This is a genomic window from Stenotrophomonas sp. (assembly GCF_032099025.1).
Lineage (GTDB): Bacteria > Pseudomonadota > Gammaproteobacteria > Xanthomonadales > Xanthomonadaceae > Stenotrophomonas.
This window is the reverse complement of sequence record NZ_DAMCID010000022.1, coordinates 1-18,750: the sequence shown is the minus strand read 5'-3', so window position 1 is coordinate 18,750 and position 18,750 is coordinate 1. Positions and strand designations below refer to the sequence as shown.

General features: G+C 68.8%; 7 protein-coding genes. 4 read left to right on the top strand and 3 right to left on the bottom strand.

Translation table 11 applies throughout. The features are described from left to right. Positions 1-93: 93 nt before the first annotated feature. Both RT456_RS14760 and purL read right to left on the bottom strand, forming a co-directional pair. On the bottom strand, positions 94-7,677 hold the full coding sequence (locus RT456_RS14760; RefSeq protein WP_313347797.1) for an ESPR-type extended signal peptide-containing protein: 7,584 nt from the start codon (positions 7,675-7,677) through the stop codon (positions 94-96). Between the two features lie 459 nt (positions 7,678-8,136). After that, the gene (purL, locus tag RT456_RS14755; protein WP_313347796.1) at positions 8,137-12,021 is read right to left on the bottom strand and encodes a phosphoribosylformylglycinamidine synthase; all 3,885 of its coding nucleotides are present in this window, start codon (positions 12,019-12,021) and stop codon (positions 8,137-8,139) included. 383 nt (positions 12,022-12,404) lie between these two features. On the opposite strand from purL, the gene RT456_RS14750 reads away from it, so the two are divergent. From RT456_RS14750 to RT456_RS14740, 3 genes are all read left to right on the top strand, one after another. Next, complete coding sequence (locus RT456_RS14750) at positions 12,405-14,426, top strand: glycosyl hydrolase family 18 protein (protein WP_313347843.1); 2,022 nt, start codon at positions 12,405-12,407, stop codon at positions 14,424-14,426. A 325-nt stretch (positions 14,427-14,751) separates the two neighbouring features. Beyond that, positions 14,752-15,777 carry a hypothetical protein gene (locus RT456_RS14745; protein ID WP_313347795.1) on the top strand — a complete coding sequence of 342 codons (1,026 nt, stop codon included), beginning with the start codon at positions 14,752-14,754 and terminating at the stop codon, positions 15,775-15,777. 196 nt (positions 15,778-15,973) lie between these two features. Beyond that, the gene (locus tag RT456_RS14740; protein WP_313347794.1) at positions 15,974-16,990 is read left to right on the top strand and encodes a hypothetical protein; all 1,017 of its coding nucleotides are present in this window, start codon (positions 15,974-15,976) and stop codon (positions 16,988-16,990) included. Positions 16,991-17,041: 51 nt separating this feature from the next. Here RT456_RS14740 and RT456_RS14735 read toward each other — a convergent pair whose 3' ends face one another. Then, positions 17,042-17,821, bottom strand: coding sequence for a thioredoxin fold domain-containing protein (locus tag RT456_RS14735; RefSeq protein ID WP_313347793.1), 780 nt, complete (start codon positions 17,819-17,821; stop codon positions 17,042-17,044). 233 nt (positions 17,822-18,054) lie between these two features. Here RT456_RS14735 and RT456_RS14730 point away from each other — a divergent pair, with 233 nt between their 5' ends. Next, positions 18,055-18,645, top strand: coding sequence for a hypothetical protein (locus RT456_RS14730; RefSeq protein WP_313347792.1), 591 nt, complete (start codon positions 18,055-18,057; stop codon positions 18,643-18,645). The last annotated feature ends 105 nt before the right edge of the window (positions 18,646-18,750 follow it).

Sequence of the window (18,750 nt, the reverse complement as noted above, 5' to 3'; positions counted from 1 at the left end):
TGTTCAGGCCAACACTCCATGCGGAAACCCCGGCCGGCCCTGGCCAGGGTCTCCGTGACCCGCCCCCTCAGGCCCTGCATTGCATAGGGCGCGTTACCAGCCGAAGCCGGCACCCACGCCCACCGAGCTGTCATCACTGCTGAAGGCGCCGCCGACGGTGACGGTGGCGCGTTCACTGAGGGCGCGCTGGTAGCCCAGCGACAACGCCGACTCGCCGCTCTGGAAGCCGACGCCGACACCGACGCGGTTCTGCGTGCGGATACCGGCGGCACTGGTGGCCATGTTGAGCATGGCCGCGTTCATTGCACCCTGGCGGTCGATGCGACGGTCCTGGTGACGCAGGCGCTCGTCGATCTCGCCCTTGTAGACGTCGAAGGTGTCGGCCATCGCGCTGTAACGCTGGTCGGTGTAGCTGTTGGCGGTGGCGATGCCACCGTCCAGCTGCCCCTTGTTGACGGCATCGGTGGCCGCGCTGCCGGCGGCGACGTTGGTCACCTGCCGTTCGGAACCGACGGCACCCACCGAGACGGTATCGGCGCGGTCGGCAACCGAGCCCTGGCCCAATGCCACCGAGTTGGCAGCCGTGGCGCTGGCCCCCTGCCCGATCGCCGTGGCCGAGGCACCGCTGGCCACGGCACCGTCGCCCATGGCTACCGAGGTGACCGGCACCACTGCGGCAACCGGCTGCGGGGCGCCGACGCTGGCGGCGGTCGGCGTGCCCTGCACGACGGGTGCGGCAACATCCGCAGTGGCCACGCTGGCCGCCGGGGTGGCGGCGGTATCGGCCGCCTCCGGCGTTGCCCCAATGCTGGCGGTGGATACCGCCGCGGTGCGCGCACGCGCCGCGCTGCTGCTGCCCCCTGCCACACGCTGGTCAAGATCGCTCACCTTGGCATCCAGCGCGCCGAGCGCATCGCCCACGTTGGTGTAGGTCGACCCCTGGATCACGTAGTTCGGGGCGACGAACACGCCCTGCATGCCCACGCTGGCACCACCACCGAGGAAGCTGGCGGTGTCGCTCAGGGCCTGGAACAGCTGCCCGCCATTGATGGCCTGGCGGCTGCCGCTGGCGATCGAACCGGTGGCGACGTTGTCCAGCGTGGTGCCTTCCACACCGGACAGCGTGAGCGTGTCACGACTGCTGTCGTCGTAGGTCAGCGCATTGGCGGTGACGTTTTCCACCGAGCCGATGCGGTCGTCGATGTCGCCGACGCGGGTTTCCACTGCACCCACGCGCTGGTTGGTGGTGTTGAGCTGGCCACCGGTGACCGCATCCGTGCTGCCTGCGGCGACGCGACCGGCCGCGACGTTGACGATGCGGCGGGTGGCCGGCGAATCGGTGCCATTGCCGCCACCGACCGAGACCACGTTGGCTTCCACCGCACGCGAACCCGCGCCCAGCGCCACCGAGTTGGCCCCGGACGCACCCGCGCTGGAACCGATGGCGATGCCGTTGGCGCCGTTGCTGACGAAGGCGCCGTTGCCGACGGCCACCGCGTTGGTGGCGTTGGTCGAGGCCAGGCGGCCGACCACGGTGCTGTTGTCGCCGCGTGCCGAGGCATCTGCACCCACGGCAGTCGCACCGGTGGCCGAGGCGGTGGCCGCGGTCCCCAATGCGCTGCTGCGCGTGCCGCTGGCGGTGGCGCCAGCGCCGGTCGCCAGCGCATCGGTGCCGCTGGCCGTGGCCACGCCGGTGCCGCTGGCCTTGAAGCGCTGGCCGACCGCATCGGCCGTCGCCGCCACGCTGTCCAGCTGGGTCTTGTTGACCGCGTCGTTGGCATTCACCGCCGCACCGACATTGGTGATGCGGCGCGTGGCCGGACCGGTGGTGCCGTTGCCGCCACCGACCGACACCACGTTGGCTTCAGTGGCGCGTGCGCCTGCGCCCAGTGCCACGCTGCCGGTGCCGCTGGCCCAGGCGCTCTTGCCGAGTGCGGTGGCATTGAGGCCGCTGTAGGCGTAGCTGTCCTGGCCGATCGCGGTGGAACCGGCCGAGGTCGCCCACGCCAGCTGGCCCACCGCCGTGGTCTGCGCGGCCGTCGCCCAGGCGCTGGCGCCACCGGCGAAGCTGTTCGCTCCGCTGGCCTGCGCGCTGTTGCCGATGGCGATGCCGTAGGCACCCGATGCCGTGCTGCCCCAACCGAACGCCGAGGCATAGTCGCCGCTGGCTTCCGCGCCGTAGCCGAGCGCGGTGGTGCGCAGCCCGGTCGCGGCGCTGAACGCTCCCACGGCGGTGCTGTAGTCGCTGCCGGCTTCGGCGCTGTAGCCGAATGCAGACGACTGCAGGCCGGCCGAGGTGGCGCCGGCACCGCTGGCGGTGCTGAACACACCGGTGGCCTGTGCACCGGCACCCAGCGCGGTCGCACCGGTGCCGCTGGCACTGGTGGCCTTGTCCAGCAGCACGTTGCCGTTGGCATCTTCGTAGTACAGCGCACCACCGATGGCGGTGGCCGAATCGGCCGTGGCCGAGGCGTTGTAGCCCGACGCCGAGGCGTAACGACCCGACGCCAGCGAACCGCTGCCGTAGGCCGACGCGCCGGTGCCGTACGCATTGGACGCTTCGCCCGCCGCCGTGGCGTAGGTACCGTCGACGTAGCTGCCCACGTCGTCGCCATTGCCGCTGCCGGAGGCCTTGAAGTAGCGGTTGGTTTCCTCGGCGGTATCGGCGACGGCGTTGAGCTGGTCGACGTTCACCGCATCGGTGCCTTCGGTGCCGGCCGCAACGTTGGTGATCTGCCGCTGCGCGGTGGCGGTGCCGACGGACACGCTGTTGTCGCGATCCGCGCTGGAACCGGCACCCAGGGCCACGCTGTTCACGCCGGTGGCAGTGGCGCTTTCGCCCAGTGCGGTAGCACTGGCGGCATCGGCCCACGAATTCCAGCCGATCGCGGTGGCGTAGTCGTCGGTGGCCCAGGCACCTGCACCGAACGCGGAGGCGCCGGTACCGGACGCGCGCGCCGGGATGAAGCCGAAGAACGTGCTGCCGCCGATGGCGACGCTTTCATCGCCGGTGGCTTCGCTGAACTCGCCGACCGCGACCGAACTGGCGCCCGATGCGGTCGCCGCTGCACCCACGGCAGTGGCGTAGGCGTTGGAGGCCACCGCGCCGTAGCCCAGCGCGGAGGACAATTCGCCGGTCGCTTCGCTGTAGCTGCCGAACGACGACGCACCCGCCTCCGATGCACTGGAACGGAAGCCGTTGGCAGTGGCCTGCTGGCCCGATGCGATGGCTTCGCTGCCGCTGGCCGTGCTGTACGCGCCGGACGCCTGCGCGCCGGCACCAATGGCGCTGGCACCGATCTCGCTGGCCGCCGCACCGTTGCCGATGGCCACGCTGTCTTCGCCGGTGGCCTGGGCTTCGCTGCCCAATGCCGCGGCACCTTCGCCCGTCGCCAACGCGTTGAAACCCACTGCCGTGGCGTTGTTGGCCAGCGCAGTGGCACCGCTGCCCAGCGCGCTGGCACCGTCACCGATGGCGTTGGCTGCCTCACCGGCCGCCAATGCGTCATCGCCTTCCACGTAGGCACCGGCATCGCTGGCGTCGCTGCCGCTGGCCTGGAAGTACTTGCTGGTGGTGGCGGCCGTATCGGCCACCGCGTTGAGCTGATCCACATTCACCGCGTCGGTGCCTTCGGTACCGGCGGCCACGTTGGTGACCTGGCGCTCGCTGCCGGCACTGCCGACCGACACGCTGTCGTCGCGGTCAGCGATGGAATCCGCACCCAGCGCTACGCTGTTTTCGCCTTCGGAAGTGGCGGCATTGCCCAGCGCGGTGCTGTTCAGGCCCGGCGACCAGGCACCACCGCCGACGGCGGTGGAATAGTTGCCGGATGCTTCGGTGGGCAGCAGGCCGAACAGCGCGCCACCGATGGCAACACTGTTGGTGCCGCTGGCCAGGCTGCCCTGGCCGGTGGCGGTGCTGTAGGCGCCGCTGGCTTCGGCGTCACCGCCGAGCGCGACACTGTTGGAGCCGGTGGCCTGCGCGAAGCTGCCCAGTGCGGTGGCGTTGAAGGCGGTTGCGGCGGCATAGCCACCGATCGCCGTGGTGTAGCCCGCAGTAGCTTCGGACGCGAAACCGTAGCCAGCGGAAAGGGTCCCGCTGACCACGCTTTCCGCACCGACCGCCGTGGACCCCGAGCCGCTGGCGGTGCTGTAGTAGCCCAGCGCCACCGATTCTTCGCCGGCCGCTTCGGACAACGCGCCGCTGGCCAGGCTGCCCGCACCGGACGCAATGCTGGCCGCACCGTTGGCGGTGCTCTGCTCACCCGAGGCCAGGCTTTCCGCACCGTTGGCGGTGGCATATTCGGCAGTGGCCTGTGCATCCGCGCCGGATGCCGTGGCGTTGGCCGCACTGGCCAATGCATTCAGGCCGACGGCCGTGGCGCCGTCTGCCAGCGCGAACGCGCCGCTGCCCACGGCCGATGCGCCGGTGCCACTGGCGAAGCTGCTGGAGCCCACGGCGGTGGCGTAATCGCCATCGGTGGCGGCATTCGAACCGGCGGCCACGCTTTCCTCGCCACCGGCTACGGCCACGCCGTCGCCGCTCGCCTGGAACTGTTCGGTGGCGGCGGTCAGCTGGTCCACGTTGACCGCATCGGTGCCTTCGGTACCGGCGGCCACCTGGGTGATCTGGCGCTGCTGGTTGTCATTGCCGACCGAGACCGTGTAAGCGCGGTCGGCGCGTGCACCGGCCCCCAGCGCGACCGCGTTGGATGCACTGGCGGTGCTGCCCGCACCGATGCCGATCGCGCTTTCACCGCCGGCCACCACATTGGTACCGATGGCGATGGTGTTGATGCTGTTGCCGAGTGCCTGGTAGCCCACGGCCACGCTGTTGTCGCCGTAGCCGAACGCACCGCGACCGAGCGCGGTGGCACTGCTGCCGCGCGCCCAGCTGTTGTAGCCGACCGAGGTGGAACCGCTGCCGTCGGCCCAGGCCGCATAGCCCACGGCCGTGGCGTTGGCTTCGGTGGCCCACGCGCTGGAGCCGAACGCGGTGGCGCCGTCGTTGGTTGCCCATGCGTATGCACCGGTGGCGGTGCTTTCGCTGCCGCTGGCGAAGGCGTTGTCGCCCTGCGCGACGCTGTACTCGCCGGTGGCGCGCGACTTGTAGCCCTGCGCCAGGCTGTTGTCGCCGGTGGCCTGCGCGCCGCTGCCGTAAGCATTGCTGAGCGCACCGGTGGCCTGGGCGCCCGCACCGACGGCGACGGCATCCTGCGCGGCGGTGGTGCCCACCGTCACCGCGTTGCCGTCGGCATCCACGATCGGCGCGTTGTACTGGTCGTAGGCCTGCCCCACACCGCCGATGGCGACGCTGCCGGTGCCGTTGGCGGCTACGTTGCGGCCGACCGCGACGGTATCGTCGCCAATGGCAGACGCGCCGTTACCCACCGCAGTGGCGCCGGCACCGAAGGCATTGCTGGCTTCACCAGCGGCCAGCGCACCGTCGCCGTCGGCGAAGGCGCCCACATCGCTGTCCTGCGACGCGTTGGCCTTGAAACGGTAGGCCGTGCCATCGGCCGTTTCCGCGACGGCATCCAGCTGCGCCTTGTTGACCGCATCGGTGGCTTCGCTGCCGGCGGCGACGTGGGTGATCTGGCGTTCGTTGCCGACATCGCCGACCGATACGGTGTTGGCGCGCACGGCCGTGGAGTTGGCGCCGAGGGCCACGCTGTTGGCGCCGCGTGCGGTGCTGTAGAACCCGACCGCCGTGCTCAGGTCACCACTCGCCCAGCTTTCGGCGCCGAGCGCAGACGCGCCCTCGCCGGGTGCGTAGGCGAAATAGCCCACGGCGGTGGCTTCGGTGCCCGACGCTTCGCTCAGCGTGCCGTTGGCCACCGCGTAATCGCCGCTGGCGATCGCGCCGGCACCGACGGCGGTGGCGGCTTCGCCGCTGGCCTGGGTCTGCACGAAGAAGCCCAGGCCCGGAATCAGGTCGGCCGGGCCGCCAATGGCGGTGCTGCTGGTGCCGGCGGCCACGCTCTGCGTGCCCACGGCGGTGGCGTAATCGCCCGTCGCATTGGAGACGGCACCGAAGGCCGACGACTGCGCGCCGCCCGCGTATGCACCGACGCCGTACGAGGATGCGGCGAAGCCGGAGGCCTCGGCGCTGGCGCCGACGGCCGTGCCGCCCACGCCGGCACTGGTGGCGCCGGTGTCGACCGGGACGCCGCCATTGGTGATCAACGGATTGCCGTCTTCGTCGACGGCGGTACCGCCCACGGCCACGCTGCCCGGGCCGTTGGCCTGCGCATTGGTGCCGAACGCGGCGCTGTTCTGACCGCTGGCCAGTGCGTTGTAACCCACCGCGGTGGCGTTCTGCGCGACGGCGGTCGCACCGCTGCCCAGCGCGGTGGCGCCGTTGCCGAGCGCGTTGCTGGCTTCGCCGATCGCAGTGGCGTTGTCGCCATCGACGAACGCACCGGCATCGCTGTCGGCGCTGCCGCTGGCCTGGAAGAACTTGCTCGTGGTCTGCGCGACGTCACCCACTCCATCGAGCTGGGCCTTGTTCACCGCGTCGTTGTCTTCGGTGCCGGCAGCCACGTTGGTGATCTGGCGCTGCAGGCCGTTGTTGTTGCCCACCGAGACCGTGTCGACGCGATCGGCGTAGGAGCCGGCGCCGAGCGCCACGCTGCCCACCGCCACCGCGGCTGAGTTGGAGCCCAGTGCGGCGCTGAAGTCAGCCACCGCAGTGCTGAACGCGCCCACCGCAATCGAGGCTTCGCCGCCGCTGCCGGCACCACGGCCGAGCGAGGTGCTGCCCGCGCCAATGGCCAGGGCGCCGCCACCGATGGCAGTGGCGCCATCCGCACTGGCTTCGGCCAGGCCGCCGATCGCGGTGGCGGCGCCGTTTTCGCTTGCCGCGAAGGCCGACGCGCCCAGCGCTACATCGCCGAGCCCGAACGCCATGGCGCTCTGGCCCACCGCAACGGTGGCGTCGCCGATGGCCAGGCTGTTCTGGCCGAAGGCGCTGCCGCCCAGGCCCGCGGCGATGGCATCGCTGCCCACCGCCGTGGTGGCGTTGGCCAGCGCCTGGCTGTTGTGGCCCAGCGCCGTGGCGCCGTCGCCTTCGGCCGTGGCATTGGCACCGGCAGCGAGTGCACCTTCGCCATCGATACGGGCCGCGTCGCTGTCGTTGCCTTCGCCATCGGCCTTGAAGTAGCGCGTTGCGCCGGCGGCGGTCGCGGCCACCGTATCGAGCTGTGCCTTGTTCACCGCGTCCGTGGCGGCGGTGCCGGCCGCGACGTTGGTGACCTGGCGTTCCTTGCCAGCGTCGCCGACCGAAACGGTGTTGGCCCGTGCAGCGCGCGAGCCGGCGCCCAGCGCCACGCTGTTGGCTGCCGAGGCCGTGCTGTTGCTGCCGATCGCCACGGCATTCGCGCCCGACGCGGTTGCGTTGCCGTCAACCACGCAGCTGTCGACCACGCCGCTGTTGAGCACCACGCAGTTGGCGTTGCCGCCCACTTCCACCGATTGCGCACGCGCATCCGCGGTCACCCCGGCCATGCCCAATCCAAGCGTCAACGCAATGGCAGCGGACAACACCGATGTGCCGCGCGCGCCAGCGGCTCGTCGCTGGTCCACCACCACGCCCGGGGTCTGGCTGCTGGCGAGTTCGGAGGCAACGACCATCTGCCCCAGTGCTTTGTTCCAGACCTTGCGATAAATCCGATTCATCGATGCGACTCCTGGTTGGACTGGTTTCGGGCAAAGCGACGCCAACGCCGGACAACGTGGTCCAACGTCCCCTGGGGGCGTTTTCGCTTGAATGCTTTGGATTACTGCGTTGTGTGCCGAACGGCGTGTGCGACGTACAGAGAACTCGCCATCCTTGGGGTTACTGCAGAACTGAACGCTGTCAAAATGAGCAATCAGTGTTAACGCACGGTTCCGATGGCGTCAAGACTTTGACTGCAGAAATTGCTCGAACGCGAGAGACGTCACATATTTGACTATTCATCAACGCGTTTTGTTAGATCGATGTGAGTAATCTTCATCACACGAATTGACGCATGTAACGCGCTGTAACTTGTTGCTTCCACTCGACTTGGATCGAAGACGAAAAAAAACCGCCGAACGGGTCGGCGGTTTTTTCACTCAGCTTTCACCACGCTTTCACGCGATCTGTATGTCTGCTCAATCGCACCATACGCGTGCGTTGCGGAACATGCGCAGCCACGGCGAGTCGCCCTGCCACTCCGCCGGACGCCAGCTCAGGTTGATCGCGCGCGGTGTGCGCTCCGGGTGCGGCATCATGATGGTGACGCGGCCATCGGTGCTGGTCAGGCCGGTGATGCCGTCCGGTGAACCGTTCGGATTGAGCGGGTACTGGCTGGCGACGTTGCCATCGCCGTCCACGTAGCGCAGCGAGACGCGGGCAGCGGCCTGGTCGACGGCGGTGGCGAACACCGCCTGGCCTTCACCATGCGCCACGGCCACCGGCAGGCGCGAGCCGGCCATGCCGCGCAGCAGGATCGACGGGGACTCCACCACTTCCAGCAACGCGGTCCGCGCCTCGAACTGTTCGCTGCGGTTGCGGCGGAACTGTGGCCAGTGCTCGGCACCCGGGATGATGTCCTTGAGCTGGCTCATCATCTGGCAGCCGTTGCACACGCCCAGCGCGAAGCTGTCCTGCCGCGCGAAGAACGTGGCGAAGGCATCGCGCAGTGCGTTGCGTTCCAGCACCGAGGTGGCCCAGCCACGCCCTGCACCCAGCACGTCGCCGTAGCTGAAACCACCACAGGCGGCCAGGCCGGTGAAATCGGACAGTGCCACGCGGCCCTCGATCAGGTCGCTCATGTGCACGTCATGGGCACTGAACCCCGCGCGTTCGAAGATGTTGGCCATCTCGATCTGGCCGTTGACGCCCTGCTCGCGCAGCACCGCCACGCGCGGGCGCGCGCCGGTGTTGATGTAGGGGCCTGCGACATCTTCGTTGATGTCGAAGGTCAGCTTCGGCTTCAGGCCCGGCGCGTTGAAGTTGCGCGCGATCGCACGCTCCTGGTCGGCGTTGTCGGGGTTGTCGCGCAGCTTCTGCATCGCGTGGGTCACCGACCACCATGCGTCGAACAGCGCTTCCCAGCGCCATTCGACCAGGCTCTCGCCCTGCAGCGTCACCCGCACCACCGGTGCGGTGGTCGGGCGGGCAATGCGCTGGGCGCACTCGGTGAGTGCATGGCGTTCGACCAGGTCGGCGAACGCGGCACGGTCTTCCTTGGCGATCTGCACCACCGCACCCAGTTCTTCGTTGAACAGGCTGCGGAACGGATCGTCGCCCCAGGCATCCAGAGTAATGTCCAAGCCCAGGCGCGAGGCAAACGCCATTTCGCACAGCGCGGCAAACGCACCGCCATCGCTGCGGTCGTGGTACGCCAGCAGCAGGCCGGACTGGCGCGCATCGCGGATCAGTTCAAAGAAGGCACGCAGGCGCTGCGCATCGTCCAGGTCCGGCACCGGGCCGGCGAAGGCCGGCAGTGCACTGTGGTCGGCGTGCACCTGGGCCAGGATCGAACCGCCCAGCCGCTGCTTGCCGGCACCGAGGCCGATAAGCCACAGCTCGCTGTCGGTCTCGCGGTCGAGCAACGGGGTCAGCTGGCCGCTGGCATCGGCCACCGGCGCGAACGCCGAGATCACCAGCGACACCGGCGACACCGACTTGTGCGCCTGGCCGTTGTCATGCCACTGCGCCTGCATCGACAGCGAATCCTTGCCGACCGGAATGCTCAGGTCCAGCTGCGGGCAGAGTTCCATGCCCACCGCACGCACCGCGTCATACAGCAGCGCGTCTTCACCGTTGTGGCCGGCCGCCGCCATCCAGTTGGCCGAGAGCTTCACCGTCTCCAGCGCGTCCACCGGGGCGGCGCACAGGTTGGTGATCGCTTCGCCCACCGCCATGCGCGCCGAGGCGGCCGCATCCAGCAGGGCCAGCGGGGTGCGCTCGCCAATCGCCATCGCTTCACCGGCGACGGTATCGAAACCGGCCAGGGTGATGGCCACGTCGGCCAGCGGCAGCTGCCACGGCCCGATCATCTGTTCGCGAGCGGTCAGGCCGCCCACGCTGCGGTCGCCGATCGTGACCAGGAAGTTCTTGGCGGCCACGGACGGGTGCGCGAGCACGCGCAGGCCGGCCTCATGCAGGTCCAGCCCGCTCGTCCTCAACGCCGGCCAGCGCGGCGCCGGCGGGTGCGCGGTATCGCGGTGCATCTTCGGCGCCTTGCCGAACAGCACGTCCATGGGCAGGTCGATCGGCGCATCGGCGGGGATGTTGCCCACCGTTGCACCGTAGGCCACCACCAGGCGTTCCTCGGCCGTGGCCACGCCGACGGCGGCGAACGGGCAGCGCTCGCGGGCGCACAGCGCGGCGAACTCGGCCAGGCGCGCCTGCGGCACGCCGAGCACGTAGCGCTCCTGCGATTCGTTGCACCACAACTGCATCGGCGACAGCGACGGATCGTCGGTGGGCACCTTGCCCAGGTCGATCACACCGCCCACGCCGGAGTCGTGCAGCAGCTCGGGAATGGCATTGGACAGGCCGCCCGCGCCAACGTCATGGAACCAGCGGATCGGGTTGTCCAGGCCCAGCGCGACGCAGCGGTCGATCACTTCCTGGCAGCGACGCTCCATTTCCGGGTTGTCGCGCTGCACGCTGGCAAAATCGAGGTCTTCGGCGCTTTCGCCCGATGCCACCGAACTGGCGGCACCGCCGCCCAGCCCGATCAGCATGGCCGGACCACCGAGCACGATGACCGCATCGCCCGGCTGCAGGCGCAGCTTCTCGACCTGGACCTGGTCGATGGCGCCCAGGCCACCGGCCAGCATGATCGGCTTGTCGTAGGCGCGGGTCAGGCCCTCGCCTTCCGGCAGTTCGAAGCTGCGGAAGTAGCCCAGCAGGTTGGGCCGGCCGAACTCGTTGTTGAATGCGGCGCCGCCGAGCGGGCCCTCCAGCATGATGTCCAGCGCAGGCGCCATGCGCGGGTTCAGCGCACGCGGCGCCTCCCACGGCTGCGGCAGGGTCGGGATGCGCAGGTGCGAGACCGAGAATCCGGTCAGGCCGGCTTTGGGCTTGCCGCCGCGGCCGGTGGCACCTTCGTCCCGGATCTCGCCGCCGGCACCGGTCGAGGCGCCCGGGAACGGCGCGATCGCGGTCGGGTGGTTGTGGGTTTCCACCTTGATGCAGAAGGCCGAGTCCACCACCGCTTCGCTGCGGTATTCGCCCGTGGCCGGGTCCGGCCGGTAGCGCGCGGCCGGGAAACCGGCCACCACCGCGGCGTTGTCGCTGTACGCGCTCAACGTGTGCTGCGGGGTGTGCTGGTGGGTGTTCTTGATCATGCGGAACAGCGAGTTGGCCTGGTCGGCGCCGTCGATGGTCCAGCTGGCATTGAAGATCTTGTGCCGGCAGTGTTCGGAGTTCGCCTGGGCGAACATCATCAGTTCCACGTCCGACGGCTTGCGGCCCAGTTCGCCGAAGCGCTGGCGCAGGTAGTCGATCTCGTCCTGGGCCATGGCCAGGCCGAGGCGGCGGTTGGCCGCTTCCAGGTCATCCAGCGCCACCCGCTCCAGCTCGCCACGGGCCGGCGCGGTGAACAGCGCCTGCGCCTGGGCGGCATCGTCCAGCACGGACTGGGTCATCGGGTCGTGCAGCGCGCGGATCACCGCCTCACGCTGGGCGGCATCGGCCGGCCAGCCGGCCAGGTCGATGCGCAGCCCGCGCTCCACGCGGCGGATCGGCTGCCCGGCACCACGGACCAGCTCGGTGGCCTTGCTCGACCACGGCGACAGCGTGCCCAGGCGCGGCACCACGAAGCGCGAAAGAGCGCCCTCCGCCTGCGCGGCCAGCGCCGGCTGCGCCTCCAGGATCCGGCTCAGGATCACCGGGTCCGGGGCGGCATCACCTTCGGTCTGGATGAAGTAGACGTGCCAGGCACCGGTAATGCGCAGGTCGGCGGCGAGGGACTGCAGGCGGGATTCAAGACGTTCGCGGCGGAACGGCGAAAGGGCGGATGCGCCCTCGAGGACCATCATGTCCGGGGAACCGTGGTTGGAGACGGGGCCCACTATTGTACCGATACGTGCCCGCCGGTGGTCGGCCCGGCCCCCCCCCGCTCCCGCACCGGCGCAGACCGGCCGCGTCCCGAACCTTGCGCTGGCGCACGGAACGGAGGGGCAAACCATGACAACGTTGCCACCACCTGCCCAGCGGACTGCCGGGCGGGGTCCATGTCCGCCCCCTCTGCTGTTGCCGGCCTCTCTCACCGGCCCCGGACCTGCTGCAACGCTGGCCGACACCCTGCCGCCCAGCGCCCACCACCTGATCGGAGTAAGACATGACTGACCCGATTGCGCGCAGTACGGTGACATCGTTATCTCCCCGCTCCCCCGCCCGGCATCGGCGTTGGCTGCTGGCCATGGCGCTGGGCTCGGCGGCACTGAGCCCCGGCCTGGCCCTGGCGGCCAGCTGTACCGGGGTGCCGGAGTGGAACGGCAACGTGATCTACCTGTCCGGCAGCACCCTGCAGAAGGGGGGCGTGCTGTACCGGGCCAACCAGGACATCTGGAACGCCCCGCCCGACCACCCCGCCGGCGCGCCGTACTACACCAACCTGGGCGCCTGCGACACTGGCGGCAGCAACCAGCCCCCGAGCGTCAGCCTGACCTCGCCGTCCAACGGCGCCAGCTTCGCCGCCGGCAGCAGCATCACCGTCAGCGCCACTGCCAGCGACAGTGATGGCAGCGTGGCCAAGGTCGAGTTCTTCCGCGGCGGCACCTCGCTCGGCATCGACACGAGCGCGCCGTACAGCGTGGCTTGGACCAACGCCAGCGCCGGCAGCCACACGTTCAAGGCGGTGGCCACCGACAACAACAATGCGGTGACCTCCTCGGCCACGGTCAGCGTGACGGTCAACGCGGCCAGCAACGACACCACCCCGCCCAGCGTGCCCGGCGGCCTGGCCTCGCCCGCCAAAACCGCCACCACGGTGAACCTGGCCTGGAACGCGGCCAGCGACAACACCGGCGGCAGCGGCGTGGCCGGTTACGACGTGTACCGCAACGGCAGCCTGGTCGGTTCGCCCAGCGCCACCCAGTACACCGACGGCGGCCTCACCGCCAGCACGGCCTACACCTACCGGGTGCGCGCCCGTGACAACGCCGGCAATGCCTCGGCGCAGAGCGCGTCGATCAGCGTCACCACCGCCACCGGTGGCGGCACGGGCGGCAACAAGCGGGTGATCGGTTACTTCACCCAGTGGGGTATCTACGGGCGCAACTACCGGGTCAAGAACATCGACACCAGCGGCTCGGCCAGCAAGCTGACCCACATCAACTACGCCTTCGGCAACGTGCGCAACAACCGCTGCGAAGTGGGCATCACCCAGGCCTCGGACCCGAACACCGGCGTGGGTGGCGATGCGTTCGCCGACTACACCAAGGCCTTCCAGGCGGGCGAAAGCGTCAGTGGCGGCGCCGATACCTGGGACCAGCCGCTGCGCGGCAACTGGAACCAGCTCAAGCAGCTCAAGGCCAAGCACCCGAACGTGAAGGTGCTGATCTCGCTGGGCGGCTGGACCTGGTCGCGCGGCTTCTCCAGCGCGGCACAGCCCGCCAACCGCCAGGCCTTCGTGGCGTCGTGCGTCGATGCCTACATCAAGGGCAACCTGCCGGTGACCGACGGTGCCGGCGGCGTGGGCGCGGCGGCGGGCGTGTTCGATGGCATCGACATCGACTGGGAGTACCCGGTGGGGTGCGGGTTGAGCTGCGGGACGCCGGCCGACAATGCCAACTACACCGCACTGCTGGCCGAGTTCCGCCGCCAGCTGGACGCGGTGCGCCCTGGCCTGTTGCTGACCGTGGCGGTAGGCGCGGGCATCGACAAGATCCGCGTGACCGACCCGGCCGCGTATCACGGCTACCTGGATTTCATCAACGTGATGACGTACGACTTCCACGGCGCGTTCGACCCGATCACCGGGCACCACTCGGCGCTGTTCAATTCGCCGGCCGACCCCTCCACCGGTGATACGAAGCTGTACAACAGCAACGATGCAATGGAAGCGTTCATCAGCCGTGGCGTGCCGGCCAGCAAGCTCAACCTGGGCATCGGCTTCTACGGCCGCGGCTGGACGAACGTGCCCAACGTCAACAATGGCCTGTACCAGAGCGGCAGCGCCGCGCCGGGTACCTACGAGGCGGGCATCGAAGACTGGAAGGTGCTGAAGAACCTCAACCATCCCATCTTCACCGACGCCAATGCACGGGCCACCTGGAGCTATAACGGCACCACGTTCTGGAGCTTCGATACGCCGGCGCTGGTGACCGAGAAGATGGGTTACGTGAAGACCCAGGGACTGGGCGGCGCGTTCTTCTGGGAGTTCAGTGGCGATGACGCACAAGGCACGCTGGTGAACACCATCAGTACGGGTTTGAAGTAAGTGCAACGCGCCCGGGGCCGCTGTGGCCCCGGGTGTTGTGCAGGGATGAGCGCAAACTGAAAGCGGCGCTGCTTGGTCGCCGTTAGGGTGCCGGGCCTCCAGATGTTTGATCGCCATGCGCATTCCTACTCCTCTCATCAAACTCCTTGACCGCCTGGGCAGCAAGAGCGCGAAAAACGAACGGTGGTTGCGGCAGTCCCTCCAGCCCCTGTCTGTCAGTGACATAAGCAACAACAAGGCATCGGGCACATGGCAGTCGCCTCCGCCGACCTCTCGCCCCGGTACGGTCTCAGCGCATAAGGCGCCCGGAACTGCGTCCCTTCCGGTGAAGCCGCCGTGGGCCATCGCTAATTATTTTGGCGCCCCGGGACCGGCCGAAGCGCCGCGCGCCGCGCCCCCCGCACTGGTGGAAGCCGGCAACAGCACGCTGATCGCATGGTTGAGCGGGCAGTCCGCCACCGATCACAGCGCACGGTCCCGACCGTACCGCGACAGCCTGGACGGCGACATGTTCGGCGAATTGCCTGCGCGCAGCTCCGGGTCGAACCGAGAGACGCGGACGCCGGCCGCCCGCAATGTGGTGCTCATGACGGCGCTGCAGGAGGGCACCATGGGACGGAAACGGCGCGCGCCGCCCGCCCCCTCCATGAAGCCCGTTGTTCCGCCGAAGCCACCGGCGTTGTTGGCGCGCTCCAAGGCGGCGGCAGCGTTCGTGCCATCACCGCAGATGCGCGCGCAGGCGCCCGTGCCCACCAAGCCTGTCCCGGCGCCCAAACCTGCGTGGCTGCTGGACCGTGCCAAGGCAGGCGTCCACGCTCCCGCGCCACTCCCGCTGGCGAACACAGCCCTCCCGCCCAGCGCCGGCAGCGCCAATCGAGTTGGCCTTCACGAACAGACCATGTCGCAGGCACTACGAACCGCACTGCAGCTGCGCGCCGGCGGCGAGTCGTTCGCGGAATTCAAGGCACGCCTTCCCGACAAGGCCATCTATCCGCATCTGGCCGATGCAGGCGGACAACGACCGCACGCCCCGCAGGTCGCCAGCGCGACGGTTCCGCGGACGCTCCCCGTCAAGGAAGCAGGTCCGGCGCCTGCCCAGCCCCTGCACCGCTCGGCGCTTCCAACGGACCTGTTGGCGGAAATACGGGCGAGAGGACAGGCTGCGCCTGTCAGGCGCATCCTGGACGTGGAACCGACCCGTGTGGCGTCAGCGATGGAGGACTTCTACCAGCGCGCCCTCATCAACATCGGAAGCGGAGAAACATCCTTGGCTCGCCAGGCATCTTCCAGCGACTCGGGCATTGGCAGCGGCCCGGACGACGATGCTTCCGACCACGGTTGGGATCCCTGAGCAGGTCGGCCAGCACGCGGGTGCTCAGCGCCATGACCCGGTCCCCGGATGACAGCGATTGGAATGGTGCAAAGGAATAAACGCCCGTGACGCCCCGTGATGCATGGCGCGCGCGGGGCGCGAGCGTTTCATGAAAGTCTGCCACGGCGTTGCACCAACAATGGCGGGGCACTCGTTCGATTGCCATTGGAAGCTCATGACTACTGCAACCTCCCGCGTCCCCACCCCCCTCCTTCGGATCGCCGCCTTCCTCGGCAGTTCACGCGCCAAGACGAAGCTGGAGCTCCCCACGGTCAAAATCCGCTCCTTCACGCATCTCTCCAACCGACCGAAGGTGTCGGACCCGCCTGTCCGCCCGTTCGAGTTCCGAAAAGCCGACAAGCTGTCTCTGCAGGATGTGAGGAAGTTGATGGCACCGGCGCAGCTGCACGTGCCGCCGGTGCCGCGGGAAACGGAACGTGGTCCGCGCGCTGCACCCCTGCTGATTCATGGGGCTGCAGGAACCAGCGAGGCACGCAACGCCGGGAACCTCCAAGGCGGCTGGCTGCACAATCATTGGGCAGACCGCCCGGCGGGTGTTGCGACCCGGTCCAATCACGTTGATACCACCGATTGGAAGACGCAGGCAGCTGCGTTTCCCTCCGTCTTTCGCATACCCCGGCCCGCCCTCCTGGAAGTGAAATGCGCGAGCGAGCCGACGCTGCCATCAACGGCACCCGCTCCCCCGCCTCCCCCAGCGCCGCCCGCCTTCCCTGCCGCGCAGGTTCATGCAACCTCGGGCGGTCTGCTCAAGGAGTTGCAGCGCAATCCGTTGATCAAGAGCCGCTCGCTCGATGAACAGGCGACAGTGAGTTTCGGGACCCGCAAGGAAAAGACACACGAGGCGCCGGACAGCAGCGCACGCGATGCCGCTCGTGGGCGCCTCAGCCATAGCGACCTGTTCGGGGGTACGTTGCCGGCCGAGCTGCTGCGGAAGATCGCCGAGCGTCGCGCAGTGCTGGACCTGGAATCGGAGCAGCGCGCGGTGGATGACGAGACCGCCGCACCCAAGGTAGTCCACGTTCACTACAAGGGTGAAGAAAAGGGGGCCACCGGAGTCAACAACGCGTTCGCGGGACCTCCGGGGCGGCAGAAGGACAGCGCCGTCAAGAACGACATGATGACGGAACTCAGGCAAAAGCTGGCGACGCGCGCCAACAATCCCAGCGGCTGAGCCACGCTGGTCGGACCGGAGGCATTGAGCCTCCGGTCTGGACAGCCCGGTTTACCGGGACTGCCGCTCCAGCGCCTTGGCCAGCTGTGCCGGGGTGAGATAGCCGCCCAGCTGGGTGCCGTCGGCGGCGAAGATCGCGGGGGTGCCGCTCACGCCGACCTGCTGGCCCAGGTTGTACTGCATGGCCACCGGGCTGGTGCAGTTCTTCGGCGCTACCGCCTGGCCGCTCTTGGCTTCGGTCAGCGCCTTGCGCTTGTCCACGGCGCACCAGACCGAAATCATGTCGGTGAAGTCCTGGCTGCCGGGACCCATGCGCGGAAACGCCAGGTATTCCACGGTGATGCCCTGGCGGTTCAGTTCGGGCAGGTCCTGGTGCAGCTTGCGGCAGTAACCGCATTCGATGTCGGTGAACACCGTGATCGTGTGTTTCGGGTTGGGCGCGGCGAACACGATGCGCTCGCTGCGCGGCACCTTGTCCAGCAGGGCCTTGCGGTAAGACAGCAGCCCGGCACTGCTGGCCGGCCCCCGGTTCTGGATGTCATACGGCTGCGACTGCATCAGGTAGCGGCCATCATCAGACACGTACAGCACCTGACCGGACACCAGCACTTCGCGGAAGCCCGGGAACGGTGCGGCACCGATGTAATCGGGGTTGAACTTTGCGTCCAGGCTGGCCAGCGCGGTTCGCACGGTCTGCTCGGCCGTGGCGTTGGACGCCGGTGCCGCACTGGCGGCCGGCTTGTTCGAAGAGGAGGCGACCGGGGCGGCCGGCTGGGCGCAGGCCGTCAGGCTGAGCGCGCCGAACAGGGCGACGGTAAGGACACGAAGCATCAGGCGTTCCACGGTAGGGGATGTGCGAATTCTCGCACAGCCGGCTGGAACGCGAGGTACGCCCAGCAGAGGGAGCCGGCACTCGGGTCGCGTCAGGTGAGTGATTTCTGGAAGCAGCCGCGCATCCGAAGGCCCAGCCTCGGACGTCCTACGCTACCTCCACGCCAATGCGCTGCCTTCCCTCGCTCACTCTGTCTCTCAAGGCCCATCTACTTGGCAGCACCACCGCACGCGTGGCGCTGGCAGCCAACAAGCCAGACCCGGGCGGCAAGCGATACGCTTTGGCCCTGAGCAGCCTCTCCAACAGCGAAGCGGCCATGTACCGGGCCTACGGGAAAGGCAGGTTGGCCGAGGACCAGCTGATCTCGCGCGCCACGAAACTGGCCCGTCTGGGAGCGACGCTGAATCCCTCGGTGCCGGTCCACATCGGCATGGCCAGGCTGCTGAACGCGTGCCATGCTCTACATCCCGCAACACTCCCCCCTGACACACCCTTGGCGACCGCTCCCGGCCACCTGATGGCCGGTACTGGCGCGGTCGACAACGCTCCTCCTGCGCAGGATGAGGATGAGGGTCATCGCAGCGACGCGCGTACCAGCGTGACCTCAGCTTCGTCGTACTACCCGGATTCGAGCAGCCGCGGGCACGATTCGGTCGATGGTGATGCGCGGTCCTGTCACAGTTTTATCCGGTGTGACAGTTCCGATACCGGCTCGGTGAGGAGCCGGCGCACGTGGAGCCTGGCTTCCTTCGACAGTGTGGAGGGAGTTGCCCCCCTCTGGGGCAAACGGCCCGGTGATGAAGTGCATTCCCTGCGGCGGTAACCGCACGCGCCGCGCCGCTCACCCCCGCGGATGATGCCGCGCATGCAGCTTCTGCAGGTGTTCGCGTGCCACCAGCGTGTAGATCTGGGTGGTGGACAGCGAGCT

Coding starts and splice junctions, on each gene's coding strand:
- RT456_RS14760 (WP_313347797.1), bottom strand. CDS start 7,677: ATGAATCGGATTTATCGCAAGGTCTGGAACAAAGCACTGGGGCAGATG.
- purL (WP_313347796.1), bottom strand. CDS start 12,021: ATGATGGTCCTCGAGGGCGCATCCGCCCTTTCGCCGTTCCGCCGCGAA.
- RT456_RS14750 (WP_313347843.1), top strand. CDS start 12,405: ATGGCGCTGGGCTCGGCGGCACTGAGCCCCGGCCTGGCCCTGGCGGCC.
- RT456_RS14740 (WP_313347794.1), top strand. CDS start 15,974: ATGACTACTGCAACCTCCCGCGTCCCCACCCCCCTCCTTCGGATCGCC.
- RT456_RS14735 (WP_313347793.1), bottom strand. CDS start 17,821: ATGCTTCGTGTCCTTACCGTCGCCCTGTTCGGCGCGCTCAGCCTGACG.